Annotated in this window: 20 protein-coding genes; 8 read left to right on the forward strand and 12 right to left on the reverse strand. The window is 33.7% G+C overall.

The annotated features are described in order from the left end of the window. Positions 1–383: 383 nt before the first annotated feature. A complete protein-coding gene (locus tag ACSYSW_RS04110; RefSeq protein ID WP_491704570.1) occupies positions 384–617 on the forward strand; it encodes a helix-turn-helix domain-containing protein in 234 nt (77 codons plus the stop codon). Positions 618–752: 135 nt separating this feature from the next. On the opposite strand, the gene tpiA is transcribed toward ACSYSW_RS04110, so the two are convergent. Beyond that, on the reverse strand, positions 753–1526 hold the full coding sequence (tpiA, locus tag ACSYSW_RS04115; RefSeq protein ID WP_491704569.1) for a triose-phosphate isomerase: 774 nt from the start codon (positions 1524–1526) through the stop codon (positions 753–755). 99 nt (positions 1527–1625) lie between these two features. On the opposite strand from tpiA, the gene zapB reads away from it, so the two are divergent. From zapB to amtB, 5 genes are all read left to right on the forward strand, one after another. Further along, positions 1626–1871, forward strand: coding sequence for a cell division protein ZapB (gene zapB / locus ACSYSW_RS04120; RefSeq protein WP_491704568.1), 246 nt, complete (start codon positions 1626–1628; stop codon positions 1869–1871). Positions 1872–2331: 460 nt separating this feature from the next. Beyond that, positions 2332–2880, forward strand: a complete 549-nt coding sequence (locus tag ACSYSW_RS04125; RefSeq protein WP_491704567.1) for a C40 family peptidase — start codon at positions 2332–2334, stop codon at positions 2878–2880. 243 nt (positions 2881–3123) lie between these two features. Next, positions 3124–4623: a dGTPase gene (dgt, locus tag ACSYSW_RS04130; RefSeq protein ID WP_491704566.1), complete on the forward strand. Its 1500-nt coding sequence runs from the start codon at positions 3124–3126 to the stop codon at positions 4621–4623. Positions 4624–4901: 278 nt separating this feature from the next. Beyond that, the gene (gene glnK / locus ACSYSW_RS04135) at positions 4902–5240 is read left to right on the forward strand and encodes a P-II family nitrogen regulator (protein ID WP_491704565.1); all 339 of its coding nucleotides are present in this window, start codon (positions 4902–4904) and stop codon (positions 5238–5240) included. Between the two features lie 14 nt (positions 5241–5254). Then, positions 5255–6535, forward strand: a complete 1281-nt coding sequence (gene amtB / locus ACSYSW_RS04140) for an ammonium transporter AmtB (protein WP_491704564.1) — start codon at positions 5255–5257, stop codon at positions 6533–6535. A gap of 117 nt (positions 6536–6652) precedes the next feature. Here amtB and ACSYSW_RS04145 read toward each other — a convergent pair whose 3' ends face one another. The 5 genes from ACSYSW_RS04145 to fdhD form a co-directional block, all read right to left on the reverse strand. Continuing rightward, positions 6653–7879: a phosphopentomutase gene (locus ACSYSW_RS04145; RefSeq protein ID WP_491704563.1), complete on the reverse strand. Its 1227-nt coding sequence runs from the start codon at positions 7877–7879 to the stop codon at positions 6653–6655. Positions 7880–7921: 42 nt separating this feature from the next. Continuing rightward, complete coding sequence (locus ACSYSW_RS04150; RefSeq protein ID WP_491704562.1) at positions 7922–9175, reverse strand: nucleoside permease; 1254 nt, start codon at positions 9173–9175, stop codon at positions 7922–7924. Between the two features lie 46 nt (positions 9176–9221). Continuing rightward, on the reverse strand, positions 9222–10040 hold the full coding sequence (locus ACSYSW_RS04155) for a purine-nucleoside phosphorylase (RefSeq protein WP_491704561.1): 819 nt from the start codon (positions 10038–10040) through the stop codon (positions 9222–9224). A gap of 347 nt (positions 10041–10387) precedes the next feature. Continuing rightward, on the reverse strand, positions 10388–11782 hold the full coding sequence (locus tag ACSYSW_RS04160; protein WP_491704560.1) for an L-cystine transporter: 1395 nt from the start codon (positions 11780–11782) through the stop codon (positions 10388–10390). A gap of 176 nt (positions 11783–11958) precedes the next feature. Then, on the reverse strand, positions 11959–12783 hold the full coding sequence (gene fdhD, locus ACSYSW_RS04165) for a formate dehydrogenase accessory sulfurtransferase FdhD (RefSeq protein ID WP_491704559.1): 825 nt from the start codon (positions 12781–12783) through the stop codon (positions 11959–11961). A gap of 149 nt (positions 12784–12932) precedes the next feature. Between fdhD and ACSYSW_RS04170 the strand changes: the two genes are divergently transcribed. Further along, a complete protein-coding gene (locus tag ACSYSW_RS04170) occupies positions 12933–13463 on the forward strand; it encodes a DedA family protein (protein WP_491704558.1) in 531 nt (176 codons plus the stop codon). 64 nt (positions 13464–13527) lie between these two features. On the opposite strand, the gene mscM is transcribed toward ACSYSW_RS04170, so the two are convergent. The 4 genes from mscM to mutS form a co-directional block, all read right to left on the reverse strand. Further along, positions 13528–16113 (reverse strand): miniconductance mechanosensitive channel MscM, encoded by a 2586-nt coding sequence (mscM, locus tag ACSYSW_RS04175; protein ID WP_491704557.1) that lies wholly within the window; start codon positions 16111–16113, stop codon positions 13528–13530. A gap of 43 nt (positions 16114–16156) precedes the next feature. Next, positions 16157–17005: an archaetidylserine decarboxylase gene (gene asd / locus ACSYSW_RS04180; protein WP_491704556.1), complete on the reverse strand. Its 849-nt coding sequence runs from the start codon at positions 17003–17005 to the stop codon at positions 16157–16159. A gap of 246 nt (positions 17006–17251) precedes the next feature. Continuing rightward, entirely contained in the window at positions 17252–18706 is a 1455-nt protein-coding gene (locus ACSYSW_RS04185; RefSeq protein WP_491704555.1) for a sodium:proton antiporter, read from the reverse strand. Between the two features lie 177 nt (positions 18707–18883). Next, entirely contained in the window at positions 18884–21442 is a 2559-nt protein-coding gene (mutS, locus tag ACSYSW_RS04190; RefSeq protein WP_491704554.1) for a DNA mismatch repair protein MutS, read from the reverse strand. Positions 21443–21621: 179 nt separating this feature from the next. Between mutS and bamE the strand changes: the two genes are divergently transcribed. Next, entirely contained in the window at positions 21622–22080 is a 459-nt protein-coding gene (gene bamE / locus ACSYSW_RS04195; RefSeq protein WP_491704553.1) for an outer membrane protein assembly factor BamE, read from the forward strand. A 451-nt stretch (positions 22081–22531) separates the two neighbouring features. Here the strand turns inward: bamE and yjiA are convergent, their stop codons facing one another. Both yjiA and ACSYSW_RS04205 read right to left on the reverse strand, forming a co-directional pair. Further along, entirely contained in the window at positions 22532–23488 is a 957-nt protein-coding gene (gene yjiA, locus ACSYSW_RS04200; protein WP_491704552.1) for a GTPase, read from the reverse strand. Positions 23489–23517: 29 nt separating this feature from the next. After that, the gene (locus ACSYSW_RS04205) at positions 23518–23721 is read right to left on the reverse strand and encodes a YbdD/YjiX family protein (RefSeq protein ID WP_491704551.1); all 204 of its coding nucleotides are present in this window, start codon (positions 23719–23721) and stop codon (positions 23518–23520) included. Between the last annotated feature and the right edge of the window lie 69 nt (positions 23722–23790).

Here is a 23790-nt window from a genome sequence, read left to right on the forward strand (position 1 = left end):
TTAAATAATTTTTTAATAAGAGAAGACATAAGATAAAATTTTTTTGAAAAAATTGAGATTTCGCATGACAAGTTATATAACTTAAACTATTATAATATATAAGAAAATTAGAATATCGGTTATATTGTGATTTTCTTGTTTAACTCAAAAAAAGAAAGGTGATTTAGAATTCATTTAATTAATAGTTATTTTTTTATCATTTAATTTTATACTAATTTTTAGGATTTCGTTTTTTTCTTTTGTTTTCGTTTTTTTTGAAATTTTTTACTTGAGTTCAGGTGTTTATGTGCTATTCTGTACTGAAGTTTTTTTTGCTTTTAATCTAGTAAAGTAGATAATCTTTAGTATGGTAAAAGCTAATATTTGACAATGAGGATCTCCCAATGAGAGAACAAGAACAAGATTGGTCACCTTCAAGAGTAGTCGGTGAAATTAAAATTCGTGGTGGTAGTTTACGTGCATTATCACGCGCAAGTGGTTTACAAGCTGATACCCTTCGTAATGCTTTATACCGTCACTGCCCTAAATACGAAAAAATTATTTCGGATTACTTAAAAGTTCCAGCCGAAAAAATTTGGCCAACTCGTTATCGTAAACCGAAAAATAAACTTATTTAAGTTTGTGTTCTTCTAAATTTTAATTTAACAAGTTAAATTAAATCAGGGAAAGAAAGACGCATGATGCGTCTTTTTTCGTTTTTAATCATAGGGATAATACCATTATCTCTATGATTATAGGCAAGGCAAAGTCGATTATTTCGTTTTATTTTTGGCAAGCGCTGCGGCTTTTACAATTGTTGCAAATGCATCTGCTTTTAGAGAAGCACCGCCAACTAAAGCCCCGTCGATATCGGGTTGAGTAAATAGCTCAGCTGCATTTTTATCATTAACAGAACCGCCATATTGGATAATAACTTGATTTGCAACTGCGGCATCATGTTTAGCAATATGATCACGAATAAATTTGTGAACGGCTTGTGCCTGTGCTGGAGTCGCTGATTTCCCGGTACCAATCGCCCAAACAGGTTCATAAGCAATTACAGCTCCCATAAATGCTTGCACGCCTTGAGAGTTTAATACGGCATCAATTTGTTTTGCACATACTTGTTCGGTAAGTCCAGCTTCATTTTCTGCTTCAGTTTCACCAATACAAAGAACAGGGGTTAATCCAACTTCTTTTAAAACTGCAAATTTTTGAGCAATTAATTCATCAGATTCTTTATGATAAGTACGTCGTTCAGAATGACCAATAATGACATGAGTGACACCAACATCTTTTAGCATTTCAGCCGATGTTTCGCCCGTATAAGCACCCGATAAATGAGTGCTAACATCTTGTGCACCTAAAAAGATATTTGAGCCACCTAATTGGTGTTTAACAAAATCAAGATAGACAAAAGGAGGAGCAATAGCAACATCACATCCAGATACAGTTGATACTTCAGCACGAATACCCGACACTAAGTTTTTCGCCATATCTATACTACCGTTAAGCTTCCAGTTACCCATCACGAGAGGTTTACGCATAATTTTCTCCATCTTAGAGTTTAAAAAAGTGTAGATTTCAAATGAATTCGTTATAATGGGCGTTATTATACACCAAATAAATATATCCTGAGGTAAAATATGTCTTTAGAAATGTTGAATCAATTAGAAAGTAAAATTCAAGTTACGGTAAACACGATTAATTTATTGCAACAAGAAATCGTTACGTTAAAACAAGCTAATCTTGAATTAGAGCAACTTTTTAATGAAAGTTCAGATGAAATGACTGCCTTACGTGACGAAAATCAAGCATTAAAGCAAGAACAACAGATGTGGCAACAGCGGATCCAAACTTTATTAAGCAAAATTGGTGAAATCACGCAATAATAGTTTGTAGTGATAGATTAAAGATCAAATTTAAACGCGGCATTGTCGCGTTTGTCATTTTAAAAATAAACTGTTATTATGTTTTCTGTTTATCTTATTGTTTTTTAATAATAAAGATAAGCCATTTGAACATCTATTTTTAAATGAGCTAATGTAAAATAACTTACGAAAGTTATTTTATAATAATTAACTTATAATAAACATTTTATAATACTTATTTATATAACAAAGAAGTTAGAAGACTAGATTTTAGATGACCAAGAATTTATATAAATAACAAAACTAGATTTCTCTTTTTATTTGGTTATTAGGCGATATTTATTTTATCGGAATTAAATAACAACTAAGAATCTTCAGGTATAAAATTCTAATGTTAAATAAAGTGATTCTTTAACGTTGTAAAATATCAAGTAGCAAATCTTGCTAACTTAAATTAAACATTAGAAGTAAAAGTACGGGAATGATAGAAATGGTAGAAAAGAACAAGCAATTAAATTGTGATATGGCATATTATATTAATGATCGCTCTTATTATTTTTGCAAAATGTTTATGATAATGATGGCTTTATTTATGTTGTTTGGTTGTAGTTCGACCGAAGGACAGTTAGCCGTTAAAAATGGCAAACCTGATGCATTAATGCTCGCCAAAATCGATTCTCATTATAAAACATGGAAACATACCCCATATCGATATGGTGGTGCCTCCCTTAAAGGTAGTGATTGTTCCGGTCTAGTCATGAATTTTTTTAAAACTAAATTTTCTCAAAAATTACCTCGAAGTACTGCAGAACAATCTAAATTAGGTTATAAAGTTTCTAAACCACAAGCTGGCGATCTTGTATTTTTCAAAACAGGGCGAGGAAATAATGGATTACATGTGGGCATTTATTATTCAGATGGTAAATTTTTACATGCTTCTACTTCTAAAGGCGTTATTTATTCAAATTTAAACGATAATTATTGGAAAAATCGCTATTGGATGACAAGACGCATTAGTGATAATTTATAATTAATGCGATTTATTTTAATTTTGATGCGACACAAACAATCCAGTTAGTATCGCTCTCTTATCTATTCCTATTTATGATCTTAAACTAATTTATAGTTGCTTTATTTTAAACCATTTTATTGTGCACATTTAATAATGAATCATCTTAATTAAGGAATTTTTATTGATTGATATTATACTGATATATAATAATTTTAACGACAATACTTCAAAATAAAGAATTAAATAAGGAAAGAAATTCAAATGATAGATTTTCGTCAAAAAATTAATTATCAAAGACATCAAAACAGAACATTAACTCAACCCTTCGATGATTATGGGATCATTAAACAGTTTGAAAGTGATCGGGGGCGAGTTTTAAACTCAGCCGCTATCCGTCTTTTGCAACAAAAAACGCAAGTATTTCCTCTTGAGCGTAATGCAGTCGTCCGATCCCGTTTAACTCATTCAATGGAAGTAGAGCAAGTGGGTCGTTATATCGTCAAAGAAATAATAAATCGATTAAAAAAGGTTGATGCAAATGATAATTATGGCTTACAACAGTATCAGATTGCATTAGAAAGCTTAGTTGAAATGGCTTGTCTATTACATGATATTGGTAATCCACCTTTTGGTCATTTTGGTGAAGCAGCCATTAATAAATGGTTTTCTTGCCGTTTAGGAATAGATAAAACTTCTGATCAAATTAGCGATTATTCACCGTTACAATTTCATTCTCACGATGATTTATCATTAACAGAATTAAAACACAAAATCCGTTATGATTTATCACATTTTGAAGGTAATGCCCAGGCAATTCGCTTAGTGCATAGCATTTTGCAGCTTAATCTAACTTATTCACAAATAGCCTCAATTTTAAAGTATACAAAACCTGCTTATTTGTCGAAACCTATCCCAAAAGAATTTGATTATTTAATGAAAAAGCCGGGTTACTATTTATCTGAAGAGCCATTTATTAAGGAATTATCACAGCAATTAGATATTGAACCATTTCACCGCTATCCACTCAGTTATATTATGGAAGCCGCAGATGATATCTCGTATTGTATTGCAGATTTAGAAGATGCTGTTGAGAAAAAAATCTTCACTGTCGATGAACTTTATAAATATTTACAAAAAGCATGGGATAATCCAAAAAAAGATGATCTTTTTGATAAAGTCGTCAATCGCCCTTATCTTAATTTACAAAAAGCTAAATATCAGGCAATTGGTATCGATCAGTTTTTTATGTATCTTCGTGTTAATTGTTCAAAATATCTTGTGGCACATGCCGCCGAAAGATTTATTGAAAACATTGAGTTGATTTATCATGGTTCATTTAATCATGCTTTACTTGAAGATTACGGTGAAGAATATAAATTATTACAAATGTTTAAAAATGTAAGTTGTGATCATGTTTTTAATCATCAATCTGTTGAAAATCTTGAATTACAAGGTAATCGAATTATTTCCGGATTATTAGATATTTACAATCCATTATTAGCTATGCCTACCGGCGATTTTTTACATTTGATCGAAAAAAATAATCATAAATCTTATCCAATTGAAACAAGATTATTTCATCGATTATCAACCAAACCGCTTGGTGCTTATCTGCAATCAATTGAGCAATTAGATAAAAATGATAATGCATTTTCATGCTGGGAATTTTATTATCGATCTCGTTTATTACAAGATTACATTAGTGGTATGACAGATCATTATGCTTACGATGAATATCGTAATCTAATGGTAATTTTTTAATATTTAATGTATTACAAAAAATTGTCTTTTTTTATTGCGATTTTTAGTTAAGATAAAAACAGGCAATTTTTATTTAATATAAGACATATAAATCCTTTGATAATCCTATTCATTTATCCCTAAAAACTTTACTGCACGCTTTTATATTCAATAAAATTTTATCTCTTTCTTTTTTTATATTGATTTATTTAACTAATTTTCGTCATTAACATATTGAAACAATTGGCACAACTTTTGCATTTTTTATAAAGAAATCTTATTTCTTGTAGGAGTTAATTATGAAATTAGTTACCGTAATTATTAAGCCATTTAAGTTAGAAGAAGTTCGTGAAGCACTCTCAAATATTGGTATTACAGGATTAACTGTAACTGAAGTCAAAGGATTTGGTCGACAAAAAGGACATGCCGAACTCTACCGTGGTGCAGAATATAATGTTAATTTTTTACCTAAGGTTAAAATTGACTTAGCGATTAGCGATGACATATTAGATGAAGTCATCAACACGATATCAAAATCAGCCATTACCGGCAAAATTGGTGACGGTAAAATTTTTGTCACAAATCTTGAACATGTCGTTCGTATTCGTACTGGCGAAACCGATGAATCAGCACTATAAATAAGGAAAGGATTATGTTTAAAAAAATATTATTTGTTTTAGCCATTTTATTTTCAAATTCCGTTTTTGCCGATGAGATTGCGACTGTTGATAAAGCTGATAATGGCTTTATGATGATTTGTACAGCGCTTGTATTATTTATGTCTATCCCGGGGATTGCACTCTTTTATGGCGGTTTATTACGTGCAAAAAATGTATTATCTATGTTGTCGCAAATTTTAGTTACTTTTTCATTAATTGCGATTTTATGGGTGATTTATGGTTATAGCCTAGCTTTTGGTGAAGGTAATTGGATTTATGGTAACTTTGATAATTTTCTTTTAATAAATGTAAATATTAATGATATTTCAGGTACTATTAGTGAATTTGTTTGGGTTGCTTTTCAAGGATCATTTGCATGTATTACCTGCTGTTTGATACCGGGGGCATTTGCGGAAAGAATTCGTTTTTCTGCTGTTATGATTTTTATGGTGATTTGGTTTACCTTCTCTTATGTGCCTATGGCTCATATGGTTTGGGGAGGGGGCATATTAAATAACGAAGGTGAATTGGATTTTGCAGGTGGGACTGTTGTACATATTAATGCTGCAGTTGCGGGATTAGTGGGAGCTTATTTGCTTAAAAACCGCATTGGATTTAACAAAGAGCCGCTAAAACCCTTTAATTTACCGCTTGTCTACTTAGGTGCGGCAATTCTTTATATTGGTTGGTTTGGTTTTAATGCGGGTTCATCAACACAGGCTGACAATGTTGCGGCTTTAGCGTTTATTAATACAGTTATTGCAACGGCTGCCGCTGTTTTAGCATGGACTTTTGCAGAATGGATAACGCACGGTAAACCTTCGTGTTTAGGTGCTGCTTCAGGCATTATTGCAGGTCTTGTTGGCATTACACCTGCTGCTGGTTTTGTGGGAATAGGGGGAGCATTAATTATTGGTTTAATTTGTGGTGTTGCGGGTATATGGGGAGTTTCAAGTTTAAAACGCTTATTAAAAATTGATGATACTTGTGATGTTTTTGGTGTACATGGTGTTTGCGGAATTATTGGTTGTTTATTGACAGGTATTTTTACGTCAGACTTATTAGGTGGAATAGGTTATGAAGACGGTAGAACATTGTTAAGTCAACTTGGCGTACAAGCTTTAAGTGTAATTATTTGTATTGTTTGGACGGCAATTGTTGCCTTTATCGCATTTAAAATTGCAGATAAATTAGTTGGGCTAAGAGTGTCTGAAGAACATGAACGCGAAGGTTTAGATATTAATAGCCACGGTGAAAGTGCTTTTAATAATTAACTAGATGAGGTACCAATAAAAAGAGTCAAAATTATTATATCTATCTTAATCACCGTTTTGCCGGTATAAATTTATAAGGCTGATAAACGGTGATTAGCTTTTATAAAGAACAATATTTTATTTAAAAATAGATATGCCATAATCCATGGGCGTTAATGAAAAATAATCTGCAATCGATTGCCCAATATCTGCAAAGGTTTCACGATGACCTAATGATCCACTTTGTACATTTTTGCCATAAAATAAAACAGGAATATATTCACGGGTATGATCGCTACCATACCAAATGGGATCACAACCATGATCGGCTGTAATGATTAAAATATCGTCTTGTTGCATTAAAGCAAATAATTCAGGTAAGCGACTATCAAAATATTCAAGAGCGGCGGCATAGCCGGCTACATTTCGACGGTGACCATAATTTGCATCGAAGTCGACAAAATTAGTAAAAACAATCGAGTTATCATCAGCTGTTTTAATTTCATCTAACATTTTGTCAAATAATTGGTTGAGACCAGTCGCTTTAACTTTTTTGCTAATACCTTTATGAGCATAAATATCCGCTATTTTACCAATTGAAATAACATGACCAGATTTTTCATTGATAAGTTTTTCGAGTACTGTTTGTGCTGGCGGTTCTACTGCTAAATCACGACGATTGCCCGTTCGCTCAAATTGACCAACTTGCGTACCAATAAATGGGCGAGCAATCACTCGACCAATGTTATAACCACCTAAATTTAACTCTTCTCGTACAATTTGACAAAGCTCGTATAAACGCTCAAGACCAAATGTCTTTTCGTGGCAAGCAATTTGAAAAACGGAATCAGCCGAAGTGTAAAAAATCGGTTTGCCACTTTGCATATGTTCAAGACCAAAATCATCTAAGACTTGTGTTCCCGAAGCATGACAATTAGCAAGGTAACCCGGTAAATTACCGCGTGTAGCGATTTTATCTAACAAATCTTGTGGGAAGCTATTTGTTTTATCGGCAAAATAGCCCCAATCAAAAAGTACGGGAACACCGGCGATTTCCCAATGCCCAGAAGGTGTATCTTTACCTGATGAAATTTCGCTTGCAAAACCATATGCACCGATAATTTTATCAGGTTGAGGCATTTTTGCCGCATAGCGTCCGGTTGCTTCTTCGGACGCTTTAGTTAATCCTAAGCGCGTTAAGTTCGGTAAACTGAGTGGACCTTGCCGACCGATATCTGCAAATCCTAAAGCACATTCTTGTGCAATATGACCAAAAGTATCGGCTCCTCGATCATTAAATTTATCGGCATCTCGGCTATAGCCTATACCAAATGAATCTAATACAGCGATAAATACTCTTTTCATAACTTAACCTTAACTTAAACTAAAAAGTGTGAACAGATTATTTTAGTTTGTTTCACTTTTTGGATGACGATAATTAAATAAAAAATAGAAAGCAATAAATAAAATAAAAGCATAGCCTGCAAAAATAAGCCAAATGGTATGCCAATCTTTAACACCTTGTGAATTTGTAAAAGTATCAATAACCATACCACTCAATATTGAACCAATATAGGCACCTACACCATTTATCATGGTCATATATAAACCTTGTGCACTGGCACGCATCGAAGGATCAACTTCTTTCTCGATAAAGATAGAGCCCGAAATATTAAAAAAGTCAAATGCGCAACCATACACGATCATCGAAAGAACGAGTAAAACGAATCCCTCATTTGAAGGACTGCCATAAGCAAATAAACCAAATCTAAGTGTCCAAGCAAATAAACTAATTAACATAACCGTTTTAATGCCTAATCTTTTTAAGAAAAAAGGAATAGCAAGGATGAAACCAATTTCGGCTATTTGCGACAAAGATAATAAGATAGAAGGATAATTCACAACTAAACTATCAGCATATTCTGGTATAGTGTCAAAGCTATGTAAAAAAGGATTAGCAAAAGTATTGGTAATTTGCAAAATAGCGCCGAGTAGCATGGCAAAGATAAAAAATACAGCAATGATAGGGCGTTTAAATAATACAAAAGCATTTAAACCTAAGCGTTCTATTAAACTTGTTTTTTCATTGTCATTATTTTCAATTTTGTTAACTGGCACAGTGGGTAAAGTAAAAATATAAGCAATTAAAATAAGACTTGCACCGGCAGAAATATAAAGTTGGTAATGGCTAAGTTCAAATTTTAATAAACTAACAGTCCACATTGCTGTTACAAAACCGATAGTACCAAAAACACGAATTTTAGGGAAAATCGATACCGCTTCTAATTTGTTTTTTGCTAAACAATAATAACCAATTGCATTGGATAATGATAAGGTTGGCATAAATACGATTGCGTTAGCAAGCATCACCCAAAACATTAAGGATGGAGAATTGACTTGTGCTGCGTAAACGAGTGTTAATGCCGATAACAGATGACATGTCGCATATAAATATTTAGCAGGAATAAACTTATCGGCAATAATTCCGATTAAGCATGGCATAATAAGTGCAGAAAAACCTTGTGCACTATAAACAAGACCGACTTCAGTACCCGTAAAATTTAGGGTATACATCATGTAAGCGCCAAAAGTTAGTAGCCAACTCCCCCAAATAAAATATTGACCAAACATCATTATTTTTAAGCGACTTGTAATATTCATGGTTTATACCCAATTGGTTTGTAAGTGAATAAAATAAATGTTTTTGTTACATACGAGCAATAGTTTCTTTAACCAATGATAAGAAAGTGTTTTTTACGCGTTCAGCTGTTTCTATCACTTCTTCATGCCCAAGAGGTTGTTCTAAAATACCGCAAGCCATATTGGTTAAACATGAAATACCTATGGTTTTAATACCAGAATGATGGGCAATAATCGCTTCGGGTACGGTTGACATACCGACAGCATCTGCACCTAATGTGCGAATCATGCGAATTTCGGCCGGTGATTCGTAGGTTGGACCACTCCACCAGGCATAAACTCCTTGTTGCAAATCAACATTGAGATCTTTTGCAACATCTTGAACAATCGAACGTAATTGTTTGTTATAGACTTCACTTAAATCTAAAAAGCGTACGCCTAAATCAGGATTATTTGGTCCAATTAAAGGATTGTTCCCGGTAAGATTAAGGTGATCTGTGATTAGCATTAATTGACCGGGTTTGAAGCCGGTATTGACGGCACCACATGCATTAGTGATAATCAGTTTTTCAACACCGAGCATTTTCATCACACGTACAGGAAAGGTGACTTGATCTAAAGTACAACCTTCGTAATAATGAAAACGCCCTTTCATAGCAATAACGATTTTACCTTCAAGTTCACCAATAACAAGTTCATTGGCATGCCCAACGGCTGCTGATTTAGAAAAATGAGGAATGGTATTATAAGGAATATGAACAGCATTTTTTAGTGAATCCGCAAAAGGTCCCAATCCTGAGCCAAGAATAATACCTATAGTGGGTTTTTTATCAGTTTTAGTTTGAATAAAATTAACGGCTTGTTGAATATCAGCGGTGTGATGCATATTATATCCTTTAGAATTGAAGAAATATCATGATATAGGTTAAATCAAAAAAGTGCTGTTAGAAAGGTAATGAGTATATAGGCAAACAGGCTTTACGTCATCAAGATTATGTAGGCAATTTAAAAAAATAAAGTTAAAAATTATATTCTTGTTCATTACCATTATTAATGGAGTTATTAATAGTTATATTCGATTATCAACACTAAAACAGTTAAGCTACTGCATTTAATTTTAATCGTTAAATAAGCAGGCTATTAGATTTTATTTTTCGATTAAATTTTAATAAAATCACAGAGATACCGATAATCTTTGCTTGTCATAATATCTCTGTAATTGAAATTAAGTACTTAAGATAGATGCGATAAACTGGTTTCCTCATCTTGTTGTAATATTTTTTTATCTGTTTGATGTAAAATCTGACTAGTTAGCATGCCAGCTGTCATGGAGCCATTGACATTTAACGCAGTGCGTCCCATATCGATTAAGGGTTCGACTGAAATAAGCAATGCAACTAGGGTGACAGGTAAACCCATGGCAGGTAACACAATTAAAGCGGCAAAAGTTGCACCCCCACCAACACCAGCCACACCAACTGAACTGATGGTTACAATACCAATTAGAGACGCGATCCACCAGGGATCCATTGGATTAATGCCCATAGTTGGGGCAACCATGGTGGCTAACATAGCTGGATAAAGTCCAGCGCAACCATTTTGTCCAATGGTTGTACCAAATGAAGCCGCAAAGCTAGCAATAGATTTTGGAATACCGAGTCTTGATGTTTGTGCAGCTATACTTAAAGGAATAGCTGCAGCACTTGAGCGACCAATAAAAGCAAAGGTTAATACCGGCCAGACTTTGTAAAAATATTTCCACGGATTAATGCCAGCAATTAACAATAAAATGGCATGGAATACAAGGATGGTAAATAAAGCAAGATATGACACAAGTACAAAATCAGCCAGTTTAATGACATTATGGACGTTTGATTCAGCCACAACCTTGGTCATTAGCGCCAGTACTCCATAAGGGGTAGCTTGCATGACAAGTCGGACAAGTTTCATGATCCAGCTTTGTAGTACATCAATTGCCGAAATAACGCGTTTGCCTTTTTGTTCATCGCTTTGTAATAATTTGATAGCAGCAATGCCTAGTAAAGTTGCAAAAATAACAACGCTAATGATAGAGGTGGGATTGGCTCCCGTTAAATCAGCAAACGGATTTTTAGGAATAAAAGATAATAATAAATCAGGGATATTTAAATTAGCGACTTTACCTGCATAATTTTGTGAAATATTTTTCCATCGCGCTGTTTCAGCATCTCCTTGTACTAAACCATCAGCCGTTAAACCAAATGCACTGACAAATAAAGTACCAATTAAGGCGGCAATAGCGGTCGTAAATAGTAAGATACTAATAGTTACCACACTGATTTTACCCAATTGGTTAGCATTATGTAATTTTGCAACGGCGCTGAGGATAGACGCAAATACGAGTGGCATAACGATCATTTGTAATAGTTTTATATAACCATTACCCACTACATTAAACCATAAAATGGATGCTTTTAATATTGGATTATTAAGACCATAACATGCTTGCAAGCCTAAGCCAAATACAATGCCGATAATCATGCCTACCAAAACTTTTTTTGATAAACTCCAGTTAAGGCGACGTGTTTGCGACAGTAAAATCAGTAAAATAATAAACAGCAATATATTTACCAAAAGGAAAATATTCATCGAGTTACTCCAAAGTAATAACAATTTCGGTATCTTAGATACAGTAGGGTACGCATAACTCGTTATAAAGTGAAATAGTTTTTATATAAATATTTATTACTTTTAGTTATAAAGATAATGATAAAACAAGCTTTAATGTCATTATTTGCACCGTATTTGCTTTATTTATTATGTAGTTATACTTTAATTCGATCAGATCCGGAATAAATGACACCTTTATCCCCCCGAAAAAATCCAATTAAAGTTAGATTCGTTTTTTTTGCCATTTCAACCGCCATTGAAGTTGCAGCTGAAACAGCCAGTAAAATTTCAACACCACTTTGGACTGATTTTTGTACCATTTCATAACTTGCTCGACTTGAAACTAAGATAACCCCTTTCCCGTCATGTGCTTTTTGATAGATTTTTTTAGCTCGATAGCCCAGTAATTTATCTAAAGCGACATGTCGTCCAACATCTTCAAATCCCGCAATAAATTGACCATTTAAATCAAGCCAAATAGCTGCATGGGTGCAACCTGTTTGTTGTCCAACCTCTTGCACCGAGGCTAAATGAGTTGGGCTTGCCTGAAAATCAGTTAATTTTATGTAATGATTATTTGGCAAACTAAGCAAATTTTGACAGACTTGCTGTAATTGTTCGCTGCCACAAATGCCACAACCAGTTCGTCCACTTAGGTTACGTCTTTTTTGTTTAAGTTGCATAAAACAACGAGATGAAATTTCAAGATGAATTTCAATACCTAATTCAGTTGTAATAATATCTATCCCATAAATATCTTGTATTTGATTAACAATATTTTCAGTTAATGAAAAACCAACCGCAAAATGTTCAAGATCTTTTGGTGTTGCCATCATAACCACATGCGAGATCCCGTTATAAACTAAGGCAATAGGCATTTCGACCGCAATATTATCTTCTTGCAAAAGCATACTTGGCAAAGATAAATCATGTTTTAGAGAGAATTTTGTTACTTGGGTCGATTTTAGGGTCGTTATCATCAAAAATCCTACATTTATTTTATATCTAGCTTAGTTATCATTATTATTTATATTTATGAGAAATAATAGCGTTTATATCTTTTATTGTTTGATTTAGAATGTTTTAATTCAACTACAAATTTATTCATTAAACGGTAAAGTTAACATTTATGTCAATTTCTGAATATTTGCATATCTTATTGGATTTTATTTCACAACATCAGATATGGGCGATTCCAATTGTTTTTTTATTAGCTTTTGGAGAATCATTAGCTATTATCTCTCTTTTAATCCCGGCGACCGCTTTTTTATTAGGGGTGGGGGGATTAATTGGCGTGGGAGCTTTACCTTTTTTACCGATACTTATTTCCGCGACAGTAGGTGCTATTATTGGCGATTTTTTATCTTACTGGTTAGGTAAACATTATCACACGCAATTATTGAGAGCTTGGCCTATTAATAAATATCCCAAATTAGTGAAGAAATCCGAACAGTTTTTTTTTCATTATGGCATGTTAGGGGTATTTATTGGTCGCTTTTTTGGTCCATTTAGAGCTTTTGTTCCCCTCATTGCAGGTATGTTTAAGATGTCATTATTAAAGTTTAATATCGCCAATATAACTTCAGCACCAATATGGGTTTTTGTGCTGTTGGCTCCGGGAGCATATGGAATTGGCTGGCTAGCATCGTTATTTGGTTAATCTTTTAACTGTCTTTACGGACAGTTAAAAGAATATATTTCTATCACCTTGAGGAGGTATCGATTTAAATACTTCCTACCTTATAAGTACGACGTTCATTTTTACGTCCCATCGCTTCTAAATTGGTTTGTAGCGGAGGGAAAGGTAGATGTAAGCCATGCTTACGATAGCCGGCTACAATTAATTGTTGTATTTCACTGCGTAATAACATTCGATGACCAATTTCGGCAGCAAAAACACGTAATTCAAATAATTGTATCCCTTCTTGAATATCAACTAAAAAGATTTGTGGTTCAGGATCCTCTAAAACATAGCCACAATCTTCAGCGGCTTGTTTTAAAATGCTGATAACTAAATCAGTATTAGCATCGGCGGTTGCAGGGATTGTCAATACTATTCGAGTGATCGTATCAGATAATGACCAGTTAACTAATTGTTCTGTGATAAAGGCCTTATTCGGCATGACAATTTCTTTACGATCCCAATCAACAATTGTTGTCGCCCGAGTATTAATTTTTGTAATAGTCCCTGTTAAATCTCGAATAGTGATTGTGTCACCAATACGAACTGGTTTTTCAAATAAAATAATTAAACCTGAGATAAAATTAGCAAAGATCTCTTGTAAACCAAATCCTAAACCAACACCTAACGCAGCAATGAGCCATTGAATTTTAGACCAATCTATCCCGATGAAGGAGAAAGCAATCATTGAACCAATCATTAAAATTACATATTTAGATACGGTCGAAATGGCATATCCGGTCCCAGGTGAAAGATCAATATGTTGTAAAATTCCAAGCTCTAATAAGGAAGTTAGATTTTTTACCATTTGCAGTGTGATGGTCATCACTAAAATAGCAATACATAACGACCCTAACGTAATATATTGTTCTACTTCTGCACCATTGACAATGGTGCTTGTGCCCCATAATTTAATATTGTCCATAAATGCAAAGGCAGAATGCAGCTCGGACCAAAGTAAAATCATGCAGATAAGTGCAATTAACATAATGATCGAACGTACAAGGTTTAATGATTGCACACTAAGTGTGTTAAGATCGACGACGGGTTCTTCTAAAGTTTCATTACTTGAAGCTGATTCATCTTCATCATTAGTTTTAGCGCGTTGCATGCGTTCTAAGCGTTTTTGTTTTTGTCTTTCAAATTCAAGTCGTCTTTTTTGAATTAACATCCAACGTCGAATCATAAAATAAATAACGAGTAAACTTAACCATATGATGACGGAGGCTTCTAATCGTCCTAATAAGATTTGTGCTGTTGATAAGTAACCTAAACTTGCAGCTATAATAGCTAACCAAGGTGCACACAATAAAATAAACCAAATTATATGGCTTAATAAATTATCGCCAGAGCCTTTTTTGTCTATATACATCGGCACATCAGCACGATGGATTGAATTAGACATAAAAACTAAAGTAAGGCAAAGTAATATAAAGGCAAAACGTCCAATAGTTGCCGCAAATTGACGATTATTGTATTGATCTAAACTCATTACAATAACCACAAGTGGAATCAAAACCCAAACGGATAATTGGTAATATTTCATTCCTGAGCGAACAGCTGTTTCTGACCAACCTAAATGGCCGATAAATAATCCTTTTGGTAAAGCAAAGTGTGCAGTAATAATAAAAACCCATAAAATAGGAGCGGCTTTATTAACCCCATAACCGATAGCAACAGCTGCCGGATAATCCGAATTAATTTGTAAGCAATAACCTAAAACTGCCCATAAAATGGGAATGGCAAGCGCCATAATTAACGAAAAAATAATTACTTTGGTGGTTAAAATAAAATTGTCTTGGGTAACTTTACCAATACGTGATGAGGATTTAGATAAAAAACCATAATATTTATGGCGCATTTTAAAATGAATACCAACAAAAACTAATGATAAAATAATTAAAAATAAAGTTTTAGGTGTTTGAATTGCATCTAAACCTGCATGATAAATCTGCGATAAGATATCAACAGATACAATCATATAAACCATGTCTTTAGCGAGTTGAATAGGATAATTAATCGATATTGGATTAACATCCGCTACCCAGAAGAAATAACGATGCGACGCATCGTTCACTTCATCAATCGCATAATTTAATTGTTTATTGGCAATTTTAAGCTTGGTTAATTCTAAAATTGTGGTATCTGTGCCGGCAATTAGTGTTTTGATAATTTCGGCTTCGTCGCGTAATAATCTTCGATATTGAATGCCAGATTTAGTATTAATTATATTTTCAGGGAGGTTTTTTAAGGTGTCTATCTCGTTTAATCGATTACTGTAATTTAATTGTTGCAGTTTAATTTCGGCAATCTCGGCATCAAGAGGTTGAGATTTTGGTTTTTCTGGCAATCTTAGTAATTGTTGACGTAATGTTTCGCCAAGTGCTGTTGAAAAACCTATCCATTCTCCTTGTTCATCAAGTGTTGATAAGGTATTTTGGACGTGCGAAATCTGTGTTGAGATATTATTTTGTTCATTAACAATGCTAATTAAATGATTTTTTTGTGATTCAATATTTTGCTGGAGTTCCTCATTGTTATTAGTTAATTGCTGAATATGCGTGTTAAGATCATCTTCATTATTAATAACAAAAGGTTGCTCGTCTGCCGCATAAACTAATGATGTCAAAAATATCAATAAACAACATAGTATGTTGCACATCCTCATATCATTAAATCCTATCTGCTAATTTTTGACCGACGCGAACTTTAGTATTCAACGTTAATTCTTTATTAAATTGCGTTGTATTTGCGGCAAACAAGTTAATGACAGTTGAGCCTAGTTTAAAACAGCCCATTTCTTGTCCTTTAGTCAATTTAACCTCATCTGTATAGGTCCAACGTTTGATGATTCCTTCACGAGGAGGCGTTATCACACCTTGCCAACTTGTTTCAATACTTCCAACAATGGTTGCGCCGATTAAAATTTGCGCCATTGGGCCAAAATCTGTTTCAAATAAACAAATTACTCGTTCATTACGGGCAAAAATATTGGGAATAGTGGCAGTTGTTGCTTTACTGACTGAAAATAAGGAACCAGGAACATAAATCATTTCGCGCAATGTGGCATCACATGGCATGTGAACACGGTGATAATCAGCAGGGGATAGATAGGTGGTTGCATAAGCTCCGTTTTTGAAAAACGAGATCATATCAGGGTTACCAGCAACAAGAGAATCAAGGCTATATAAATGTCCTTTAGCTTGTACTAATTGGTTTTGTTGAATGATGCCAAATTCACTTAATGTACCATCCGCAGGCATCACAATATCGTTAATATTTGAATCTATTGGTCTTGCGTCTGCTTTTAATTTTCGGGCAAAAAAATCATTAAAAGTGAGGTAATCTTGAGCATTTGTAAATTCGGCTTCCTGTAAATTAACTTTATAAATTTTACAGTAACCTTTAATGATCCAAGTCGTTAATTTGCCTAATCGACGATTTGCCAACCAACCTACCATTATTGTTAATAATTGCTTAGGTAAAATATATTGGAACATGGCTTTAAATAGATTTAACATAGGTTATTTCCTAACGTTTATAAAATTAATAATTATAGCAATATTAGAAACAAAAGTATAAAGCTGACCCTATATCCATGGCAAGTTTTACATGTGTTTTTGAATAAAAAAATGATTAAAATTAGATATGTTAGAATCAAAAAATAACAAGCTAACGTTGATTGTTTGATACATTTTATTTAGCAGATAGAATATATATCATAATGATTTGATTTAATATTTCTTCCTTTAATCTAGATAAAGTCTTTATAAAAAAATTAAATTATCGATTATAAAAATGGGCATTAATAAAAGTAGTGTCCATTTCATATAACCGATAAAGCTTGGCATGCGAATCATGTTTTGTTCAGCAATGGATTTAACCATTAAATTTGGCGCATTACCTATATATGTTATTGCACCCATAAATACTGATCCCATTGAAATTGCTAATAAACTATATCGCTGGCTTGTCATTAACACATTGGGATCGCCTGAGGCTAGATTAAAGAAGATTAGGTAAGTGGGTGCATTATCTAAAAATGCTGAACATAAGCCAGATAGCCAAAAATACCCAGAGGTAATAAAGCTAATATCTTGATTTTTTAACCATGCTATATAAAACGCCATATCACCTTCGTTATTATTACGTAATAGCGTTAATATAGGCATGATTGTAATAAATATCCCGATAAATAATTTAGCAACCTCAATAATAGGTTGCCAATTATAGTTATTTTCTTGGCGAATTGAGGTTGGCGTCGTGAATAAAGAGATAATAATAATTAAGATGAAAATGCTATCCCGAATTAAATTGGATAGGGTTATATTTGTCTCAAATAAACAAAAGCTTAAAGATGATTGCCATAAGCCAGAAATGAATACATTAATAATAATTAGAATGAGTAACAATACATTTATATAACCTCGCAATTCAAATTTATGTTTAATGGGCGGGTTTATCGCGAATGGTGTCTGTTTATATTGTTTTAAAAAATAATAGCTATCAAGGCAATAAAAAATAATTAATAGCATCAAGGTATTGGTTAATACCGGTAACAACATAAATTGCATTGTCCAAAAGAAATTAACGCCTTTTAAAAATCCAATAAACAAGGGGGGATCGCCTAAAGGTGTTAACCCACCACCGATATTGGCAACTAAAATAATAAAGAAAATAATAATATGACATTGTTTTTTTCGATAGTGATTTGCTCGAATTAATGGGCGAATCATTAACATCGCGGCACCTGTTGTACCCATGATTGATGATAAACAAGTGGCGATAGCTAAAAAAATGACATTAGATTTGGGCGTACTCATTAAGTCACTTTTAATTACAATTCCTCCCGAAACGGTAAAAAGTGCTGTTAATACGAGAATGAAAGGTAGGTATTCTTCAATAATAATATGAAAAGTTAGATTAAATGTGGTTTGTAATCCCAAAGATAAGATTGCCGGGAATAAAAACAATAAAGTGCAACTAAGGATAATTTTTCCATAATGAGAATGCCAAAGTGTTGGCAAAAAAGCGGGTAATAGGGCAATGGATAGTAAGATCAGTAAAAAAGGTAATCCCCATAATAAAGTAAAATGAGGGGCGTTTACCTCACTCGCGAATGAATATGAAGGTAAAAAACAAAATAAGACGACAAATAGAATGAATAGCAAATTTGAATTTTTGCTATTTTGCTTTTTTTTAAATGCATTATTTTTTAACATATTGTTTTTTTAATGATTGCTTTTTAATACAGACATAAATGAATTGGTATTATTGCAACAATTAGAATGAATAGCAAATTTGAATTTTTGCTATTTTGCTTTTTTTTAAATGCATTATTTTTTAACATATTGTTTTTTTAATGATTGCTTTTTAATACAGACATAAATGAATTGGTATTATTGCAACAATTTTTTAAGTTTATAAAGTTCATCAAGCGCTTGTTTTGGTGAAAGCAAATCAAGATCAATATGCTTTAACGCTTCTTCAATGATTGAGGGCTCAGCATCAACTTGAAGAGATAATTGGGATGTATCAATAGTGCCATTTCCGCTATGTTTGGATAATGATTCTAACTCGCGCAATTTTTGTTTAGCGCGTTGTAATATTATTTTTGGCACACCCGCTAAGCCGGCAACGGCAATACCAAAGCTTTTACTTGCTGCGCCTTCAGCAACTTCATGGATAAATGCAACTTTATTATCATGCTCAATAGCATCGAAATGAACATTATATACGCCGTGAATTTGCTCTGGTAATTGTGTTAATTCAAAGTAATGGGTGGCAAATAAGGTCATCGCTTTTATCTGATTAGCGAGATTTTCCGCACATGCCCATGCTAGAGAAAGCCCGTCATAAGTTGAAGTGCCGCGACCGATTTCATCCATTAAGACTAAACTTTTCTCAGTCGCATTATGCATAATATTGGCGGTTTCGGTCATTTCAACCATAAAAGTCGAACGTCCTGAGGCTAAATCATCAGAGGCACCAATGCGCGTAAAAATGCGATCGATAGGTCCAATCACTGCCTTGTTAGCAGGCACAAAACTGCCAATGTAAGTTAGCAAGACAATTAATGCTGTTTGCCTCATATAGGTACTCTTCCCCCCCATATTCGGACCCGTAATGATCAGCATTTTTCGATTAGGCGATAATTGCAACGAATTAGCAATAAAAGGTGTTTTTAATGCTTTTTCAATAACAGGATGACGACCTTTTTCAATATGGATCCCAAGTTTAGGTGTTAATGTAGGGCAATGGTAATTAAGTGTTAAAGCACGCTCGGCAAGATTACAAAGTACATCAAGTTCGGCTAATGCTTCAGCACTTTGTTGTAAATCAGGCAATATGGGTAAACAGAGATCAAACAATTGTTCATATAGCTGTTTTTCTAACGCTAAGGCTTTGCCTTTTGAACTTAACACTTTATCTTCATATTCTTTTAATTCAGGAATGATATAACGTTCAACATTTTTAAGCGTTTGTCGACGAACATAATGAATTGGTGCAAGGTGGCTTTGTGCTCGGCTAATTTGAATATAATAACCATGCACAGCATTAAATCCGACTTTTAAAGTTTCAATGCCAAGGCTTTGCCGTTCTCTGATTTCTAAATTATCAAGATATTGATTTGCGCCTTCAGCTAATAGGCGTAATTCATCTAATTCTGCATGATAACCGTTTGCAATCACTCCCCCATCGCGAATAATTGCCGGTGGCGTATCAATAATAGCTTTGGTTAATAGATCGGCTAACTGATCAAATTGATTAATTTTCTGTTTAAGGGTTAATAAATAAGGTGTTTTAAAGGTACTTAATGTTTGTTGAAGGAGAGGTAATAGATTATAGGCATCGCGTAATTTTGCAAAATCACGTGGTCTTGCGCTGCGCAATGCTAATCTCGCTAAAATTCGCTCTAAATCACCAATGGGTTTTAATAAACTTTGAATATCGCTAATCGCACTTTGTAATTCGGCAATTGATTGTTGGCGATGAAGTAATGTTTCGGTATGACGGATTGGCGAATGTAACCAGCGACTTAACATGCGACTACCCATCGCAGTTTGAGTATTATCTAAAATTTCAGCAACTGTATTTTGCTTGGTACCTGAAAGATTTTCTGTTAATTCTAAATTACGGCGAGTTGCTGCGTCTAATAACACAAAATCAGTAAGAGATTGCTTAATAATAGTACGAATATGGGGTAAGGCAATACGCTGTGTATCTTTAACGTATTGTAATAAACACCCTGCCGCGCAAAGGGCGTAATGACAATCTTCAACACCAAAACCTATGAGATCTTGAGTACCAAATTGTAAATTAAGTTGTTGCTTTGCAGTTGCTAAGTCAAAATCCCAAATGGGTCGACGGCGTAAACTGTGGCGGTTTTCGATTAATGACATCGCTTCGAAATCTTCAGGATAAAGCAGTTCAACAGGATTTGTACGCTGTATTTCGGCTTGTATAGATTCTAAATTGTCACTTTCAAATACATAAAATCGACCAGAACTGATATCTAATGTTGCATAACCGTAATGATTTTTAGATTGATAGATAGCTGCTATAAGGTTATCTTTACGATCTTCTAATAATAATTCGTCACTGACTGTACCGGGCGTTAAAATGCGTACAATTTTACGTTCAACAGGTCCTTTACTGGTCGTTGGATCGCCAATTTGTTCGCAAATAGCAATAGATTCGCCCATTGCGATTAGTTTGGCTAAATATCCCTCAACAGCATGATAAGGCACACCTGCCATCGGAATAGGCTCACCGTTAGATGCTCCTCGTTTAGTGAGGGAAATATCTAACAGTTGTGAGGCGCGTTTAGCATCATCATAAAAGAGTTCGTAAAAATCCCCCATACGGTAAAATAATAAAATATCGGGATTTTCCGCTTTTAATTTAAGATATTGTCGCATCATTGGGGTGTGATCAGCTAAATTATCATCAATCATAGAATCAACTCTTTCAGTTTTAATGTTTTTTTATTAAGCGAAAATAGTTAGGTATTATAGCCAAATATTCTTAGATGGCGGAACGATTATTTTTAATAGATTTTATTAATTTGGCTAGCATCCATTTTAAATATCAGCGATAATGCGAGGCATTATGTTTTCTACATGGATTAGATTCGATGAAATTTTGTAAATTTTTGCTTATTACTCTATTAGCTAGTTTACTGTTAACTGGCTGCTCGTTTGTCGATGAGTGGATCTATCGTCCTGATATAAATCAGGGTAATTATGTTTCACAAGACAATCTGGATAAACTCAAAATTGGGCAAACAAAAGAACAAGTTCAATTCATTATGGGATCACCTATGCTAAAATCTGTATTTGGTGATAATGTTTGGTATTATGTTTTCCGTCTACAACCTCGTCATGATTCGGTTTCTCAAAAAACGTTTACTGTTATATTTAATCAGGCGGGTCGTGTTACTGATATTAAAACCTCTGAATTAGGTAAAGCAATATCTCTTGAAGAAATGTCTAAAAAAGAAATTTCAGATAAAATTGATTATGACAATAGCAGTTCTTCTTCAATAAATATGAACGAGAAAGAAAATACTGACGATAAAGAAAGTAAGGAATGATATTTCAAACTTTGTTAGATGAATGAAACCTCGCAATAAGCGGGGTTTTTTATTGATTAAAAGATATTTAGCATAAATTAACTGTAATTATGTTAAAGGGTAGTAGAGTGGAAACTAATTAACGACGCCAAGCAAACTAGGGGTTAATATTCACTAATGATAATAATTATAAAACCAATAAATTATCATTAATACGTTTCGAATCAAATCAGTTAATTTTCCCCGTTTTTTTGTAAAAAATTACCTAATAAATAGAATTCAACAGAGTAATTAATTCAATCGTCTGATATGTGTGGGCGCAGCTAAAATTTCACGAGGTGATTTAGAAACAATTAAAACATTTGTAATTAGAAGCAACGATATGACTAATAAATATCAAGACTAATGTTAACTTAGAAAAGGAAATTGGCTCTTCTAAGTTAGTTAACAATAATTGAATAAAAAAATAGTTTTAAAGTGCATCAAAATGCGCTTTGATTTCATCTTCTGGTAGATTAATACCAATAAAAATCATTACGCTTTTTTTGTCTTCATTAGGTAACCATTCACGATCCCAATCAGCACTATACAAACGTTGAACTCCCTGGAATAATAAACGCCGATTATCCTCTTTAATTGCGAGCAATCCCTTATAACGTAACAGATTATCTGCAAATTTAACCAATAAGGATTCCATTAAAACGGAGATGGTTTCTAAATCAACAGCATGATCCAGTTCAATTACAAGTGATGTTACATTATTTGATGGCGTTGGGATAAATCGAAATAATGGTTTTGATAAGGTAAGTTTATCGTTGAGAATAAATCCTTCAATATCGAACAAATTCTCAAGTGCTATTTTGCCATGGCACACCTTATGAATTGGAGCACGAACATTAATTTTATGTAATCGATCAATCAGATGATTATTGTCATCTTGAATATCGGTTTTTGTTAGTAAAATACGATCAGCATAACCTACTTGTGATTGGGCTATGGTAAATTGTTCTAGTTGCTTATCTGCGTGAACGGCATCAACGAGTGTAATAATCCCATCAAGTAAAAATCGTTCACATAAAACAGGGTGGGAGAAAAAAGTTTGTGTTATTGGACCCGGATCAGCCATACCGGTACATTCAATGATAAGACGATCAAAATCAAGTTTGTTGTTATCAAGACCATTAAGTAAATCTTGCAAAGCCTCGGCTAATTCGTTAGCACTATTACAACAAATGCAGCCATTACTTAATGTTGTGATGTTTGTCGTAGTATTTGGTAATATCTGATTGTCAATTGCTGTATCACTAAATTCATTTTCAATGACAGCAATTTTATAACCATGTTTTGCATTGAGGATATAGCTCAGTAATGTCGTTTTCCCTGAACCAAGAAATCCCGTTAATATCGTTACAGGAATTGCTGATGCCATCATTTATCCTTATTTAAATAGCAAGTTAATTAGCAACATTTAAAGCCACCTTTACCATCTCCCCCATAACGAGCTTGTTGGCGTTCACGAAAAAACTCTTCATAGGTCATTGGTGGTTGCTCTGGATGGTTTAACTTCATATGTTCAACATAGGTATCATAGTCAGGTACACCTATTAACATCCGAGCAGCTTGCCCTAAGTATTTACCCGCTTTTCCCAAATTGTCAAACATGATGTTCCCCTTATTAATATTTTTTCTTTTTTTAAAAAGGTTTCAAGGCTAAGCCCTGAAACCTTACTC

Source organism: Gilliamella sp. ESL1225 (genome assembly GCF_058502635.1).